We start from the raw sequence: 12,850 nt of genomic DNA, 5'->3' as shown, positions 1-12,850 counted from the left end.
ATCCCCTGCCGCAGTGCCCGTGATGTCCGAGAACGAATCCGCCGGCGAAAAGACCGAACAACCTACCGAAAAACGCCTGCGCGACGCCCGTGAACAGGGCAACCTGCCGCGCTCGCGCGAGCTCGGCACGGCCGCCGTGTTCGGCGCCGGCGTACTGGCGGTGATGGCCATGAGCGGCTCGATCGGCCGTGGTGCAAGCGCCTGGATGAAGCATGCACTCAGCCCGGAACAGAGCCTGCGGCAGAACCCAAAGGCGCTGTTCGGCCACTTCGGCGACCTGCTGCTGCAGTTCATGCTGGTGATCGCGCCGCTGGTGCTGGTCTGCCTGCTGGCCAGCTTCGTCGCCCCGCTGGTGATGGGCGGCCTTCGCTGGTCGCAGAAGGCGATGATGCCCGACTTCAACCGCATGAACCCGATGAGCGGGCTCAAGCGCCTGTATGGCCCGGAAGCCATCGCCGAGTTCACCAAGTCGTTGTTGCGCGTGGCTTTTGTCGGCGTTGCCGCCGGGCTGGTGGTGTGGACCGGCTTCGACACCCTGCGCGGGCTGATCCACCACCCGCTGGAGACCGCCATCACCGACGGCCTCGGCTTCACCCTGCGCCTGCTGCTGGCCACCGCCGGCGCCATGCTGGTGCTGGCGGCCATCGACGCCCCGTACCAGCGCTGGAACTGGATGCGCAAGCTGAAGATGACCCGTGAAGAGCTGCGTCGCGAAATGAAGGAAAGCGAGGGCAGCCCGGAGGTAAAGGGCCGAATCCGCCAGCTGCAGCAGCAGATGGCCAACCGCCGGATGATGGAGGCGGTGCCCACTGCCGATGTGGTGGTGGTCAACCCCACCCACTACGCGGTGGCCCTGAAGTACGAAGGCGGCGCCATGAACGCCCCCAAAGTGGTCGCCCTGGGTGTGGACGAGACCGCGCTGCGCATCCGTGAAGTGGCCGACGGCAACAAGGTGGCGATCGTCTCCGCCCCGCCTTTGGCACGCGCCTTGTATCGGGAAGGCCAACTCGGAAAGGAAATCCCCGTGAGACTGTATTCGGCCGTCGCCCAGGTCCTGTCCTACGTCTACCAGCTGCGCGCCTGGCGCACTGGCCCGATGCCGGACGCCCCGCACATCCAGGTGGATGAATTCGGCAAGGGAGGCCGCCCGTGAGCGCCCAGCCCTCCACCGGTTTCAACACCCGCCGCGCGCTGGAAATGATCCGCCAGGGCCTTGGCGCACCGCTGATCGTGCTGGCCCTGCTGGCCATGGTCGTGGTGCCGCTGGCCGCACCGGTGCTCGATGCCCTGTTCACCTTCAACATCGCCATCTCGCTGATGGTGCTGCTGGCGGTGGTCTACGTGAAGCGCCCGCTGGACTTCACGATCTTCCCGATCGTGCTGCTGATCACCACCATGCTGCGGCTGGCGCTGAACGTCGCCTCCACCCGCGTGATCCTGCTGAACGGCCAGAACGGCCACGACGCGGCGGGCAAGGTCATCGCCGCCTTCGGCGAATTCGTGATCGGCGGCAACTACGCGGTCGGCATCGTGGTGTTCGCCATCCTGACCATCATCAACTTCGTGGTCATCACCAAGGGCGCCGGCCGCGTCTCGGAAGTGACCGCGCGCTTCATTCTGGACGCGATGCCCGGCAAGCAGATGGCGATCGACGCCGACCTCAATGCCGGTTTGCTGACGCGTGAAGAAGCCAAGCTGCGCCGTGAAGAGGTCCGCGAGGAAGCCGATTTCTACGGCGCGATGGACGGTGCCAGCAAGTTCATCCGTGGTGATGCCATTGCCGGCATCCTGATCCTGTTCATCAACATGCTCGGCGGCCTGGCCGTAGGCGTGCTGCAGCATGGCATGCCGTTCGGCGATGCCGCTGCCACCTACACCCTGCTGTCGATTGGTGATGGCCTGGTGGCGCAGCTGCCGGCGCTGCTGGTCTCCAGCGCCGTGGCCATGCTGGTCACCCGCGCCTCGCGTTCGCAGGACATGGCCCAGGCCATGACCGGCCAGGTGTTCGGGCAGTACCGTGCGCTGGCGATCACTGCCGGCATCATCGGCGTGGTCGGCCTGGTGCCGGGCATGCCCAACGTCGCTTTCCTGACACTGTCCGCGATCCTCGGCTTCATCGCCTGGAAGGTCTACCGCAAGGGCAAGGCCGCGGCCACCGATCCGGCAGCCGCAGGCAATGACGCTGCCGCGCTCAACGCACTCGGCCGCCCGGCCGCGCCGGCTCCGACTGCCGAACTGAGCTGGGACGAACTGCGCCCGGTCGATCCGCTGGGCCTGGAGGTCGGCTATCGGCTGATTCCGCTGGTGGACAGCAACCAGGGCGGCGAACTGATGGCACGGATCAAGGGCGTGCGGCGCAAGCTGACCCAGGACGTTGGTTTCCTGATCCCCTCGGTGCACATCCGCGACAACCTGGAGCTGCCGGCCAACGGCTATCGCGTGCTGGTGCATGGCGTACCGGTGGCCACCGCCGAGATCCACCCCGACCGCGAACTGGCGCTGGACCCGGGCAGCGCCCTCGGCGCACTGGAAGGCATCGCCGGCAAGGACCCCGCGTTCGGCCTGGACGCGACCTGGATCCAACCGCACCAGCGTGCCCAGGCTGAAACGCTGGGCTATACCGTGGTCGATCCAGCCACCGTGGTGGCCACCCATCTGTCGCACCTGATCCGCGAACACGCGCCCGAGCTGCTCGGCCACGAGGAAGTGCAGCACCTGCTGGCCAACCTGGCCAAGAGCGCACCCAAGCTCGTCGAAGATCTGACGCCGAAGGCACTGCCGCTGTCGGCGGTGGTGCGCGTGCTGCAGAACCTGCTGGTCGAGCGCATTCCGATCCGCCAGTTGCGCAAGATCGCCGAAGCGCTGGTCGAACACGCGCCCAGCAGCCAGGACCCGGCCGTGCTGACTGCCGCCGTGCGCACCGCACTGGGCCGCTTCATCGTGCAGGAGATCGCCGGAATGTCGGCGGAGCTGCCGGTGTTCACGCTCAACCCACAATTGGAACGTGTCTTGCAGGAGTCCACGCAGGGCAACGGCGCCGCGCTGGAACCCGGACTCGCTGAGCGACTGCACCAGAGCCTGGCCGAATGTGTCAGCAAGCAGGAAGCCCGCAACGAGCCCGCGGTCGTGCTGGTACCCGGCCCGGTGCGCGCCGCGCTGGCCCGCCTGGTCCGCCACAGCGTTCCGTCGCTGTCGGTCCTGGCCTACAGCGAGGTGCCGGAGGACAAGCGCCTGAAGCTGGTCGGAACGATCAGCTGACGCCGCCCTCCGATGCGCCAGAAAACAGACACCACTTTCGAACCAACGCAACAGACAGATACCAAGGGGAACCCGCACCGTGCAGACCACCGACCACCCGAGTTCTCCGACCGCCACCCCGCCGTCTTCGTCCCGTGACCACAGCATGAAAATCAAACGATTCGTCGCCGCCGACATGCGCTCGGCCATGAACCTGGTGCGCAAGGAACATGGTCCTGACGCCGTGATCCTGTCCAACCGCCGGATCGAGGAAGGCATCGAGATCGTCGCCGCCGCCAACTACGACGAGAGCGCCGTGCAGCGTGCACTGGAAGCCTCGCGTCGTGACATCGCTCCGCCGCCGGCGCCGAAGCCGCGCACCGCCGCCGACGCGGTGATCGCCGCGGTCACCCGCCGCCGCAGCAATACCCCGGCACCGGAACCGGTCGCCGCAACCACCTCGGCCGTGGCGGCCCTCGCCCGCGCTGCGGTCGGCGCCACCGGCCGCACCCTGGACAGCGCCGACGAGATCGTGCCGACCCGCGGCAGCACCGGCTTCGCCGCCACCCTCGCGCGCGCCGCCGTCAACGAACCGGCGCTGCCGGATCAGATCTTCGCTCCGTTCGCCGAAGCCATCGTCGCACCGGCGCCCAGCACCGCCGCACCGGCCAACCGCGCCCGCTTCCAGATCGACCCGCCGCACGAGACGCATCACGAAAGCGCGGCGTCGGCCGTGCAGCCGCCGCCGCTGCCGACCGCTGCCGTGACCGAAGCGCAACCCGGGATCGTCGCCAGCGAACCGGCACCGGTCGAAGCCAGCGACGAAACCGGCGCTGCCCCCGTGCTGGCCCCAGCCCCGGCACTGACCCTGGTGGCCCAGGACGACGCCGAGATCCGCCAGCTGCGCCAGGAAGTGGCCGGCATGCGCCATGTGATCGAGCGCGAGATGAACCGCTTCACCGACGAGCGCCTGCGCGGCTGCCCGGTGCGCGCCACCGCGCTGGACCTGATGGACGAGTATGGCTTCGATGCCGGCCTGGCCCGCGACGTGGCCATGCAGATCCCGCTGGAGACCGAAGCCCACCGTGGCCGCGGCCTGATGCTGGGGCTGATTTCGCGCAAGCTGCCGATCGCCCCGGTCGACCCGCTGGAAGAAGGTGGCGTGATCGCCCTGGTCGGCCCGACCGGCGCCGGCAAGACCACCACCATCGCCAAGCTGGCCTCGCGCTTCGCCGAGAAGCACGCGCCGCGTGACGTGGCCCTGGTCACCACCGACACCACCCGCATCGGCGCCCGCGAGCAGCTGTACGGCTACGGCCGCCAGCTCGGCATCGCGGTGCACGAGGCCAACAGCGGCACCGACCTGGACCAGCTGCTGGAACGCCTGAAGGACTACAAGCTGGTGCTGATCGACACCGCCGGCCTGGGCCCGCGCGACCGCGCCCTGGCCGCCCAGCTGCAGTGGCTGCGTGCCGCCCGCCAGGTCCGCACCCTGCTGGTGCTGCCGGCCAACACCAGCTTCGGCGACATGGACGAGGTGGTCCGCCGCTTCGGCGCCGCCAACCTGCAGGGCTTGGTACTGAGCAAGCTGGACGAGACCGGCCGCTTCGGCAACGCCCTGTCGGTGGCCGTGGATCATGCCCTGCCGATCACCTGGGTGACCGATGGCCAGGACGTCCCGGAGGACCTGCACCGGGCCAGTGCAGCCAATCTTGTACTTCGCCTTGAAGATTTGCGCCGCGCGGCCGATATGCCCTGCAACCCGGAGTTGAACCATGCCGTCGCGTGAGTACGCCAAGCTGACCAAGACCTTCCCGCTGTCGGCCACCCGCAGCGAGCCGCTCGGCCCTGTGCGCACCATTGCGGTCACTGGCGGCAAGGGCGGCGTGGGCAAGACGAATGTGTCGGCCAACCTGGCCGTGGCACTGGCTGGCATGGGCAAGCGCACGCTGCTGCTGGACGCCGACCTCGGCCTGGCCAACATCGACGTGATCCTGGGCCTGAACCCCACCTTTACGCTGGCCGACCTGGTCGCCGGCCGCTGCACGCTGGATGACGTCATCGTCGAAGGCCCGAACGGCGTGCTGGTGGTCCCGGCCGCATCCGGCCGCCGCCACATGGCCGAGCTGGCCCCGGCCGAGCACGTTGGCCTGGTCAACGTGTTCTCCGAACTGGAGCGCGAGCTGGACATCATGGTGGTGGACACTGCCGCGGGCATCACCGATGGCGTGCTGACCTTCTGCCAGGCCGCACAGGACACCGTGGTGGTGGTCTGTGACGAGCCGGCCTCGATCACCGACGCCTACGCACTGATCAAGGTGCTGTCGCGCGAGCGTGGCGTGGACCGCATCCAGGTGGTGGCCAACATGGTGCGCGACCCGAACGAGGGCCGCGTGCTGTACGAGAAGCTGACCCGCGTCTGCGAGAAGTTCCTTGCCGATGTCTCGCTGAACTACCTGGGCTGCGTGCCGCAGGATGACTGGCTGCGCCTGTCGGTGCAGCGCCAGCAGCCGGTGGTGAAGGCCTATCCGTCCAGCCCGGCGGCGCTGGCGATCACCGAGATCGCGCGCCGTACCGCGCGCTGGCAGGCGCCGACCGAACCGCGTGGCGGCGTCGAGTTCTTCCTCGAACGCATCCTCAAGCAGCGTGGGGTGACGGCATGAAAGGCGCAGCCCAGTACAGGGAAGTGCAGCGCTCGGCGGCGAACGAAGTCATCGCCCAGCATTCGGACCTGGTGCGGCGCATCGCCCACCACCTGGCCGCGCGCCTGCCGGCCAGCGTCGAGGTCGACGACCTGATCCAGGCCGGCATGATGGGCCTGATCGAAGCCTCGCGCAGCTATGACGCCGACCAGGGTGCTTCTTTCGAGACCTACGCCTCGATCCGCATCCGTGGTTCGATGATCGACGAGATCCGCCGTGGTGACTGGGTCCCGCGCTCGGTGCACCGCCGTGCACGTGATGCCGCCGCCACCATCCGCCGCCTGGAACAGAGCAGTGGCCGTGCCGCCAGCGCCACTGAAGTGGCCGCCGCGATGGAGATGCCGCTGCCCGAGTACCTGCGGCTGATGGAAGACGCTGCACGTGGCCAGGTGCTGAGCCTGGAATCGCGCATCGAGGACCAGGGCGAGCTGGACACCGTCGCCCAGGGCGGGCCGACCCCGCAGCAGGTACTGGAGCGCGGCGAGTTCGGTCGCGAGCTGGGCAAGGCCATCGGCCACCTGCCCGAGCGCGAACAACTGGTGCTCTCGCTGTACTACGAGCAGGAACTGAACCTGAAGGAGATCGGCGCGGTGCTCGGCGTGAGCGAGTCGCGGGTCTGCCAGATCCACGGCCAGGCGGTACTGCGCCTGCGTGGCCGGCTGAAGCTGTTCGAGGCTGCCGACGCAGGCCTCGAAGAATGAACATCCCCGAGGCGGCTGCCCCCGGCCGTCCGGAATGAACAACAAAGGAATTCTGCTTTGAACAAGAACATGCGCATCCTGATCGTCGACGACTTCTCGACCATGCGTCGAATCGTCAAGAACCTGCTGGGCGATCTGGGCTTCACCAATACCGCCGAAGCCGAGGACGGGCATGCCGCGCTGTCGCTGCTGCAGAGCCAGCCGTTCGATTTCGTGGTCACCGACTGGAACATGCCGGTGATGACCGGCATCGAGCTGCTCAAGGCCATCCGTGCCGATGCCAAGCTGAAGACCCTGCCGGTGCTGATGGTCACGGCAGAAGCCAAGCGCGAGCAGATCATCGAAGCCGCCCAGAGCGGCGTGAACGGCTACATCATCAAGCCGTTCACCGCGCAGACGCTGGAAGAGAAGCTCGGCAAGATCTTCGAACGCCTGGCGGCCAGCGCCTGATGGATACCACGGTCGACAAGAACGCCCTCGCCCTGCGCCTGCAGGAGGCCCTGGACGCACTCGAGTCCGGTGACGAGACCGCCTGGCGGCAGCGCATCGACGGGCTGGTCGCGCTGCGCACGCAGCCGATGATGAGCGGCCTCTCGCGGCTGGCCCGCGAGCTGGGACAGGCGCTGGGCGAACTGCCGACCGTGCCGAGCGAAGCCGGCGAACTGGACGACGCCTGCGCGCGACTGGACCACGTGGTGGCGATGACCGAACAGGCCACGCACCGCACCCTGGACCTGGCCGAGGAATGCCGCAGCCTGACCGAACAACTGCGCGCCGAAGGCCTGCAGCCGGGCCAGGACGCGCAGCTCGAGCGCATCCGCCACAACCTGACCGAGATCGCCCTGACCCAGAGCTACCAGGACCTGACCGGGCAGATCATCCGTCGCGTGGTCGGCATCGTCCGCCGCGTGCACGAAGGCTTCGGCGCGCTCGGCCTGCCGCCGGAACAGCATCGCACCGACCCGGAACTGGCCGGGCCGGCACTGAAGGGACTGGACCGCCACGCGGTCTCGCAGAACGACGCCGACGACCTGTTGTCGGATCTGGGGCTGTAAGCATGAGCGCGGTATCCGACGACATCACTGCCGATTTCATCATCGAGGCGCAGGAGATCCTGGATCGCCTCGGCGAACAGCTGGTGTCGCTGGAGCAGGCACCGCAGGACAGCGACCAGCTCAACGCGGTGTTCCGCGGCTACCACACGCTCAAGGGCGGCGCCGGCTTCCTCGGCGTCACCGCCATGGTCGAGCTGTGCCATGCCGCTGAAGAGGCGCTGGGCGCCGCACGTGCCGGCCAGGCCGTGCTGCAGGCCCACCACTTCGACGCGGCCCAGCAATCGCTGGACTACCTGCAGTCGATGCTGGACGCGGTTTCCTCCGGCACCGAGCCGGGCTATGCGCCGCCGGACCTGATCGCACAGTTCGACGTGCACGGCGGTGCCGTGGCTGCACCCGCCGCCGCCGCAGCACCCACCGCGGGTGGCAGCGACCTGATCACCGACGACGAATTCGAGGCTCTGCTCGACCAGCTGCATGGTGGCAACGCGCCGACCGCGGTCGCGCCAGCGAAGAAGGCCGACGACGGACTGATCAGCGAAGACGAGTTCGAAGCCCTGCTCGACCAGCTGCACGGTGGCGCGGCACCGGGCACCAAGCCTGCGGCCGTGGTGGCACCGGCACCGATCGCAGCGCCGCGCCCGGTCGCCGCACCGGCACCGGCGGCGAAGCCGGCCGCCAAGCCGCTGGCCGAGGCCGAACATACCGTGCGCGTGGACACCAAGCGCCTGGACGCGATCGTCAACCTGATCGGCGAACTGGTGCTGTCACGCAATCGGCTCAAGACCCTGCGTGCACGCCTGCGCGATGAAGAGCTGGACCGGGCCGTGTCCACTCTGGATATCGCCACCGCCCGCCTGCAGTCGGCAGTGATGCGCACCCGCATGCAGCCGGTGGGCAAGGTGTTCTCCCGCTTCCCCAAGGTTGCCCGCGACGTCGCCCGCTCGCTGAAGAAGGAAGTGGACCTGGAACTGATCGGCGCCGAGACCGAGCTCGACCGCAACCTGGTCGAAGCGCTGGCCGACCCGCTGGTGCACCTGGTCCGCAACGCCATCGACCATGGCGTGGAAATGCCCGACCTGCGCGAGGCACAGGGCAAGCCACGGATGGGCCATGTGCGCCTGTCCGCACAGCAGGAAGGCGACTACGTCAGCATCGAGGTACAGGACGATGGCGCCGGCATCGACCCGGAAAAGCTGCGCGCCAAGGCGCGCGAGAAGGGCCTGATCGATCCGGAAGCCGCCGCGCGCCTGAGCAGCGAGGAGTGCCTGCACCTGGTGTTCCTGCCCGGCTTCTCGACCAAGCAGCAGGTCACCGACATCTCCGGTCGTGGCGTCGGCATGGACGTGGTGCAGTCACGCATCCGCGAACTGAGCGGCCAGATCCAGATCCAGTCGGAACTGGGCCGTGGCAGCCGCTTCCTGATCCGCGTGCCGCTGACCCTGGCGATCCTGCCGACCCTGCTGGTGCAGGCCGGCGAGGACGTCTATGCGCTGCCGCTGGCCCGCGTGATGGAAGTGCTGCACGCGCCGCGCACCTCGCTGGGCTGGTTCGATGGCCGTGCCGTGCTCGACCGCCGCTCGCACACGCTGCCGCTGGTCGATCTGCGCCAGTGGCTGGATGTGACGCCGGCCGCCTCGCCGCTGCTGACCATCGTGGTGCTGCAGGCTGGCGAAGCGCGCTTCGGGCTGGTCGTGGACCAGGTACGCGGGCGTGAGGAAGTGGTCATCAAGCCGCTGCCGAAAGCGCTGCGCGGCCTGCGCGGTTATGCCGGTGCAACCTTGATCGGCGATGGTCGCATGGCGCTGATCCTGGACGTGGACGGGCTGCGATGAACCCCGCCGGGCCATGCCCGGCGCCCCGAAAACTGTGACTACCGTCTGTACGCGATCTACCGGTGTCTCAAGTCCCATTCATACACGCCGATACCGGAACCATGGATAGACTCAGCCTCATTGGACTCTTTCTCGCCCTGGCCTCGCTGGTCGGCGGCAGCATCCTCAAGGGCGCCGGCCTGGCGTCGTTGTGGTCGCCTGCGGCGTTCGTGATCGTCATCGTCGGCACCGTCGCCGCGATCCTGCTGCACACCTCGCCGGCGGTGTTCAAGCATGCCTTCAAGATCGTGCGCTGGGTCGTGCGCCCGCCGCACAGCGATCGCCGCGAACTGATCCAGCAGATCGTCGAGTGGAGCAACATCGCCCGCCGCCAGGGCCTGCTGGGCCTGGAATCGCAGGTGGAGGCGCAGCAGGACCCGTTCCTGCGCAAGGGCCTGCAGCTGCTGGTGGACGGCGTCGAGCCCGAATCGATGCGGCACATGCTGGAAATCGAACTGGGCAGCCAGGAACACCAGGACCAGGCCGGGGCCAAGGTCTTCGAAGCGATGGGCATCTATGCACCGACGCTGGGCATCATCGGTGCCGTGCTTGGCCTGATCGCGGTGATGAAGAACCTGGCCGACCCGAGCAAGCTCGGCCACGGCATCGCCGCAGCGTTCACCGCCACCATCTACGGCATCGCCTCGGCCAACCTGCTGTTCCTGCCGGTGGCCGCCAAGCTCAAGAGTGTGATCTCGCACAACACCCGCGACCGCGAAATGGTCATTGAAGGCCTGATCTCGATCGCCCAGGGCGAAAACCCGCGCAACATCGAAACCAACCTCTCCGGCTTCCTGCACTGACATGGCCCGCCGCAAGCACCACGAAGAGCACGCCAACCACGAAGCATGGGCGATCCCCTATGCCGACCTGATGACGCTGCTGCTCGCCTTCTTCGTGGTCATGTACGCGATTTCCTCGGTGAACGAAGGCAAGTACCGGATCATGGCCGACGCACTGACCGATGCCTTCGGGGGCGCGCCGCGCACGATCAATCCGGTACAGGTCGGCAACAAGCAGGTGCAGGGTGGCGGCTGGGACAGCCCCTCGGTGATCAAGTCCGGCACCAAGATCGGGCCCTCGGCGCCTGCGCCGTCGCACGACCCGACCCTGCTGCCGTCGATGGCCTCGCAGATGCGCATGCCTGTTTCGGTGCACAACCAGGAGCAGATCGCGCGCGCCGAGCGCCAGCTCAACAGCATCGCCGACCGCCTGACCGCCGCACTGGCGCCGCTGATCGACCGCGGCATGATCAGCGTGCGCCGCACCGAGCTGTGGATCGAAGTCGAGATCAACAGCGACATCCTGTTCCCCACCGGCTCGGCGGCGCTGGACATGCATGCGCGGCAGACCCTGGCCAGCCTGGCCGAGGTCCTGCGCGACGTGCCCAACAGCGTGCGCGTGGAAGGCCACACCGACAACGTGCCGATCGCCACCGCCACCTTCCCGTCGAACTGGGAACTGTCGGCCGGGCGCGCGGCCAGCGTGGTGCACCTGTTCGCCGACCAGGGCGTGCAGCCGTCGCGGCTGGCGATGGTCGGCTACGGCCAGTTCCGCCCGCGCGAAGAGAACGACAGCGCGCAGGGCCGCAACCGCAACCGCCGGGTGATGGTCATCATCCTGGCCGACACCTCGCACTCGGTGGACCCGCTCGGCCAGCGCCTGAACGCAGCCACCGGCGCCACCCGGAACACCGATACCGAACAAGCCGCGGCAACTCCGGCTACCGCCCCCACCTCCCCCATCGCACCGGTGAAGTTGCCGCCGGTGCCGGCTGGCAGCCGCGTCGGCGCCGCCGTTCCCCCGGCAATGAAGGAGTAATCCGATGCGCATCTGGGCAGTCGCCAACCAGAAGGGCGGAGTCGGCAAGACCACCACCACCCTCGCCCTCGGCCGCGGACTGGCCGCACTTGGCCATCGCGTGCTGCTGATCGACCTCGATCCGCACGCCTCGCTCAGCCGCGCGTTCGGCGTACCGGTGGACCCGCCGCCGGCTGGCGTGCTGGAGCTGTTCGGCGCCCCGCCCGCCGATCTTTCCAGCCTGTGCCATGCCAGCAGCATCCATGGCCTGGACTATGTCTGCGCACAGTCCGCGCTGGCCACGCTGGAACGCCGCAGCGCCAACCAGCCCGGCCTTGGCCTGGCACTGCAGAATGCGCTTGCGCGCCACCAGGGCCAGCACGACTACATCCTGCTGGACTGCGCGCCCACCCTCGGCCTGTTGATGATCAATGCGCTGGCCGCAGCCGATCGCCTGATCATCCCCACCCAGGCCGAGCCGCTGGCCCTGCATGGCCTGGATGGCATGGTCCGCACCGGCGAGATGGTCGAACGCTCGCGCCGCCGCCCGCTGCCGATCTCGATCCTGCCGACCCTGTTCGACCGCCGCACCCGCGCCGGCAACGAGTCGCTGCGCACGATGCAGGATCGTCACGGCACCCGTGTGTGGGAAGACGCGATTCCGATCGACACCCGCATCAGCAACGCCGCCGGCCTGACCCTGCCGAGCGTTGGTGAGGATTACCCGGGCCGCGGCCTGGCCGCCTATCGCCGCGCGCTGAACTGGATCCTCGGCGAGGATGCCCGCGCCCTGGAGCAGGCCGCATGAACAGCACCGGTGTACTGGACGACTACCTGGACGAACTGCTGGGCGAAGCGATCGCCGTGGCACCACCGGCTGCACCGCCGCCGGCGAGCGACGAAGCGTGCCCAGCAATTGCAGCCGACGCCAAACGCGAGCCGGCCTGGGATGACCTGCCGGCCGAGGTGATCTACGAAACCGAGACCGTCGCCGCTGCGCCTGCCGTCGACAACGCCGCACTCGAAGCCGCCTTCGAGGCGGCCGCAACGGCTGAGCGCGAGCCCACCTGGGACGATCTGCCCGCCGAAGTGATCTACGAAACGGAGACTGTTGCTGCTGCCACGGCAGAGGACGACGCAGCACTGGAGGCCGCCTTCGAGGCCGCCGCAATGCCTGTCGCCGCCCCCGAGCGCGAACCGACCTGGGATGACCTGCCTGACGAGGTGATCCACGAGACGGCCCCTGCTCCCGCCACCGCCAAGTCCGGCCCGGAACCTACATGGAACGACCTGCCGGACGAAGTGATCTACGAGACCGATCCGGCCGACAGCCATCGACTCGCCCACACCGACAGCCCCGGCCTGGAGGCCGCGTTCGAGGCCGCTGCAATGCCTGTCGCCGCCCCCGAGCGCGAACCGACCTGGGATGACCTGCCTGACGAGGTGATCCACGAGACGGCCCCTGCTCCCGCCACCGCCAA

11 protein-coding genes and 1 pseudogene are annotated in these 12,850 nt (G+C 68.3%); all 12 read left to right on the top strand.

What is annotated here, in order from left to right:
- Positions 1 to 22: 22 nt before the first annotated feature.
- Positions 23 to 1,153, top strand: a complete 1,131-nt coding sequence (flhB, locus tag ACMZ91_RS07165) for a flagellar biosynthesis protein FlhB (RefSeq protein WP_049461531.1) — start codon at positions 23 to 25, stop codon at positions 1,151 to 1,153.
- Positions 1,154 to 1,197: 44 nt separating this feature from the next.
- Complete coding sequence (gene flhA, locus ACMZ91_RS07160) at positions 1,198 to 3,258, top strand: flagellar biosynthesis protein FlhA (RefSeq protein WP_177178903.1); 2,061 nt, start codon at positions 1,198 to 1,200, stop codon at positions 3,256 to 3,258.
- A 145-nt stretch (positions 3,259 to 3,403) separates the two neighbouring features.
- On the top strand, positions 3,404 to 5,026 hold the full coding sequence (flhF, locus tag ACMZ91_RS07155) for a flagellar biosynthesis GTPase FlhF (protein ID WP_049461532.1): 1,623 nt from the start codon (positions 3,404 to 3,406) through the stop codon (positions 5,024 to 5,026).
- Complete coding sequence (locus ACMZ91_RS07150; protein ID WP_049401182.1) at positions 5,013 to 5,900, top strand: MinD/ParA family ATP-binding protein; 888 nt, start codon at positions 5,013 to 5,015, stop codon at positions 5,898 to 5,900. Before flhF ends, ACMZ91_RS07150 begins: the two co-directional genes overlap by 14 nt.
- Positions 5,897 to 6,640: an RNA polymerase sigma factor FliA gene (locus tag ACMZ91_RS07145; RefSeq protein WP_049401180.1), complete on the top strand. Its 744-nt coding sequence runs from the start codon at positions 5,897 to 5,899 to the stop codon at positions 6,638 to 6,640. Before ACMZ91_RS07150 ends, ACMZ91_RS07145 begins: the two co-directional genes overlap by 4 nt.
- A 57-nt stretch (positions 6,641 to 6,697) precedes the next feature.
- Positions 6,698 to 7,090 carry a chemotaxis response regulator CheY gene (gene cheY / locus ACMZ91_RS07140; protein WP_006365466.1) on the top strand — a complete coding sequence of 131 codons (393 nt, stop codon included), beginning with the start codon at positions 6,698 to 6,700 and terminating at the stop codon, positions 7,088 to 7,090.
- Positions 7,090 to 7,695, top strand: a complete 606-nt coding sequence (locus ACMZ91_RS07135; protein ID WP_032129220.1) for a protein phosphatase CheZ — start codon at positions 7,090 to 7,092, stop codon at positions 7,693 to 7,695. Before cheY ends, ACMZ91_RS07135 begins: the two co-directional genes overlap by 1 nt.
- A 2-nt stretch (positions 7,696 to 7,697) precedes the next feature.
- Complete coding sequence (locus ACMZ91_RS07130; protein ID WP_049401174.1) at positions 7,698 to 9,530, top strand: chemotaxis protein CheA; 1,833 nt, start codon at positions 7,698 to 7,700, stop codon at positions 9,528 to 9,530.
- Positions 9,531 to 9,631: 101 nt separating this feature from the next.
- Positions 9,632 to 10,372 carry a flagellar motor protein gene (locus ACMZ91_RS07125; protein WP_010482457.1) on the top strand — a complete coding sequence of 247 codons (741 nt, stop codon included), beginning with the start codon at positions 9,632 to 9,634 and terminating at the stop codon, positions 10,370 to 10,372.
- Position 10,373: 1 nt separating this feature from the next.
- Complete coding sequence (gene motD / locus ACMZ91_RS07120; protein ID WP_049461533.1) at positions 10,374 to 11,390, top strand: flagellar motor protein MotD; 1,017 nt, start codon at positions 10,374 to 10,376, stop codon at positions 11,388 to 11,390.
- Positions 11,391 to 11,394: 4 nt separating this feature from the next.
- Positions 11,395 to 12,177, top strand: coding sequence for a ParA family protein (locus ACMZ91_RS07115; RefSeq protein WP_005413243.1), 783 nt, complete (start codon positions 11,395 to 11,397; stop codon positions 12,175 to 12,177).
- Positions 12,174 to 12,850, top strand: a pseudogene (locus tag ACMZ91_RS07110) (chemotaxis protein CheW); the annotation flags it as partial. The gene ACMZ91_RS07115 and the pseudogene ACMZ91_RS07110, both read left to right, overlap by 4 nt.

This window comes from Stenotrophomonas sp. FR024 (assembly GCF_047500745.2).
GTDB lineage: Bacteria > Pseudomonadota > Gammaproteobacteria > Xanthomonadales > Xanthomonadaceae > Stenotrophomonas > Stenotrophomonas maltophilia_A.
Note: the sequence above shows the minus strand (reverse complement) of the source record. Positions and strands in the feature narration are given on the sequence as shown.

Excerpts from the sequence above, each read along its gene's own strand:
- flhB (WP_049461531.1), top strand. The coding sequence starts at position 23 with ATGTCCGAGAACGAATCCGCCGGCGAAAAGACCGAACAACCTACCGAA.
- flhA (WP_177178903.1), top strand. The coding sequence starts at position 1,198 with ATGATCCGCCAGGGCCTTGGCGCACCGCTGATCGTGCTGGCCCTGCTG.
- flhF (WP_049461532.1), top strand. The coding sequence starts at position 3,404 with ATGAAAATCAAACGATTCGTCGCCGCCGACATGCGCTCGGCCATGAAC.
- ACMZ91_RS07150 (WP_049401182.1), top strand. The coding sequence starts at position 5,013 with ATGCCGTCGCGTGAGTACGCCAAGCTGACCAAGACCTTCCCGCTGTCG.
- ACMZ91_RS07145 (WP_049401180.1), top strand. The coding sequence starts at position 5,897 with ATGAAAGGCGCAGCCCAGTACAGGGAAGTGCAGCGCTCGGCGGCGAAC.
- ACMZ91_RS07135 (WP_032129220.1), top strand. The coding sequence starts at position 7,090 with ATGGATACCACGGTCGACAAGAACGCCCTCGCCCTGCGCCTGCAGGAG.
- ACMZ91_RS07130 (WP_049401174.1), top strand. The coding sequence starts at position 7,698 with ATGAGCGCGGTATCCGACGACATCACTGCCGATTTCATCATCGAGGCG.
- ACMZ91_RS07125 (WP_010482457.1), top strand. The coding sequence starts at position 9,632 with ATGGATAGACTCAGCCTCATTGGACTCTTTCTCGCCCTGGCCTCGCTG.
- motD (WP_049461533.1), top strand. The coding sequence starts at position 10,374 with ATGGCCCGCCGCAAGCACCACGAAGAGCACGCCAACCACGAAGCATGG.
- ACMZ91_RS07115 (WP_005413243.1), top strand. The coding sequence starts at position 11,395 with ATGCGCATCTGGGCAGTCGCCAACCAGAAGGGCGGAGTCGGCAAGACC.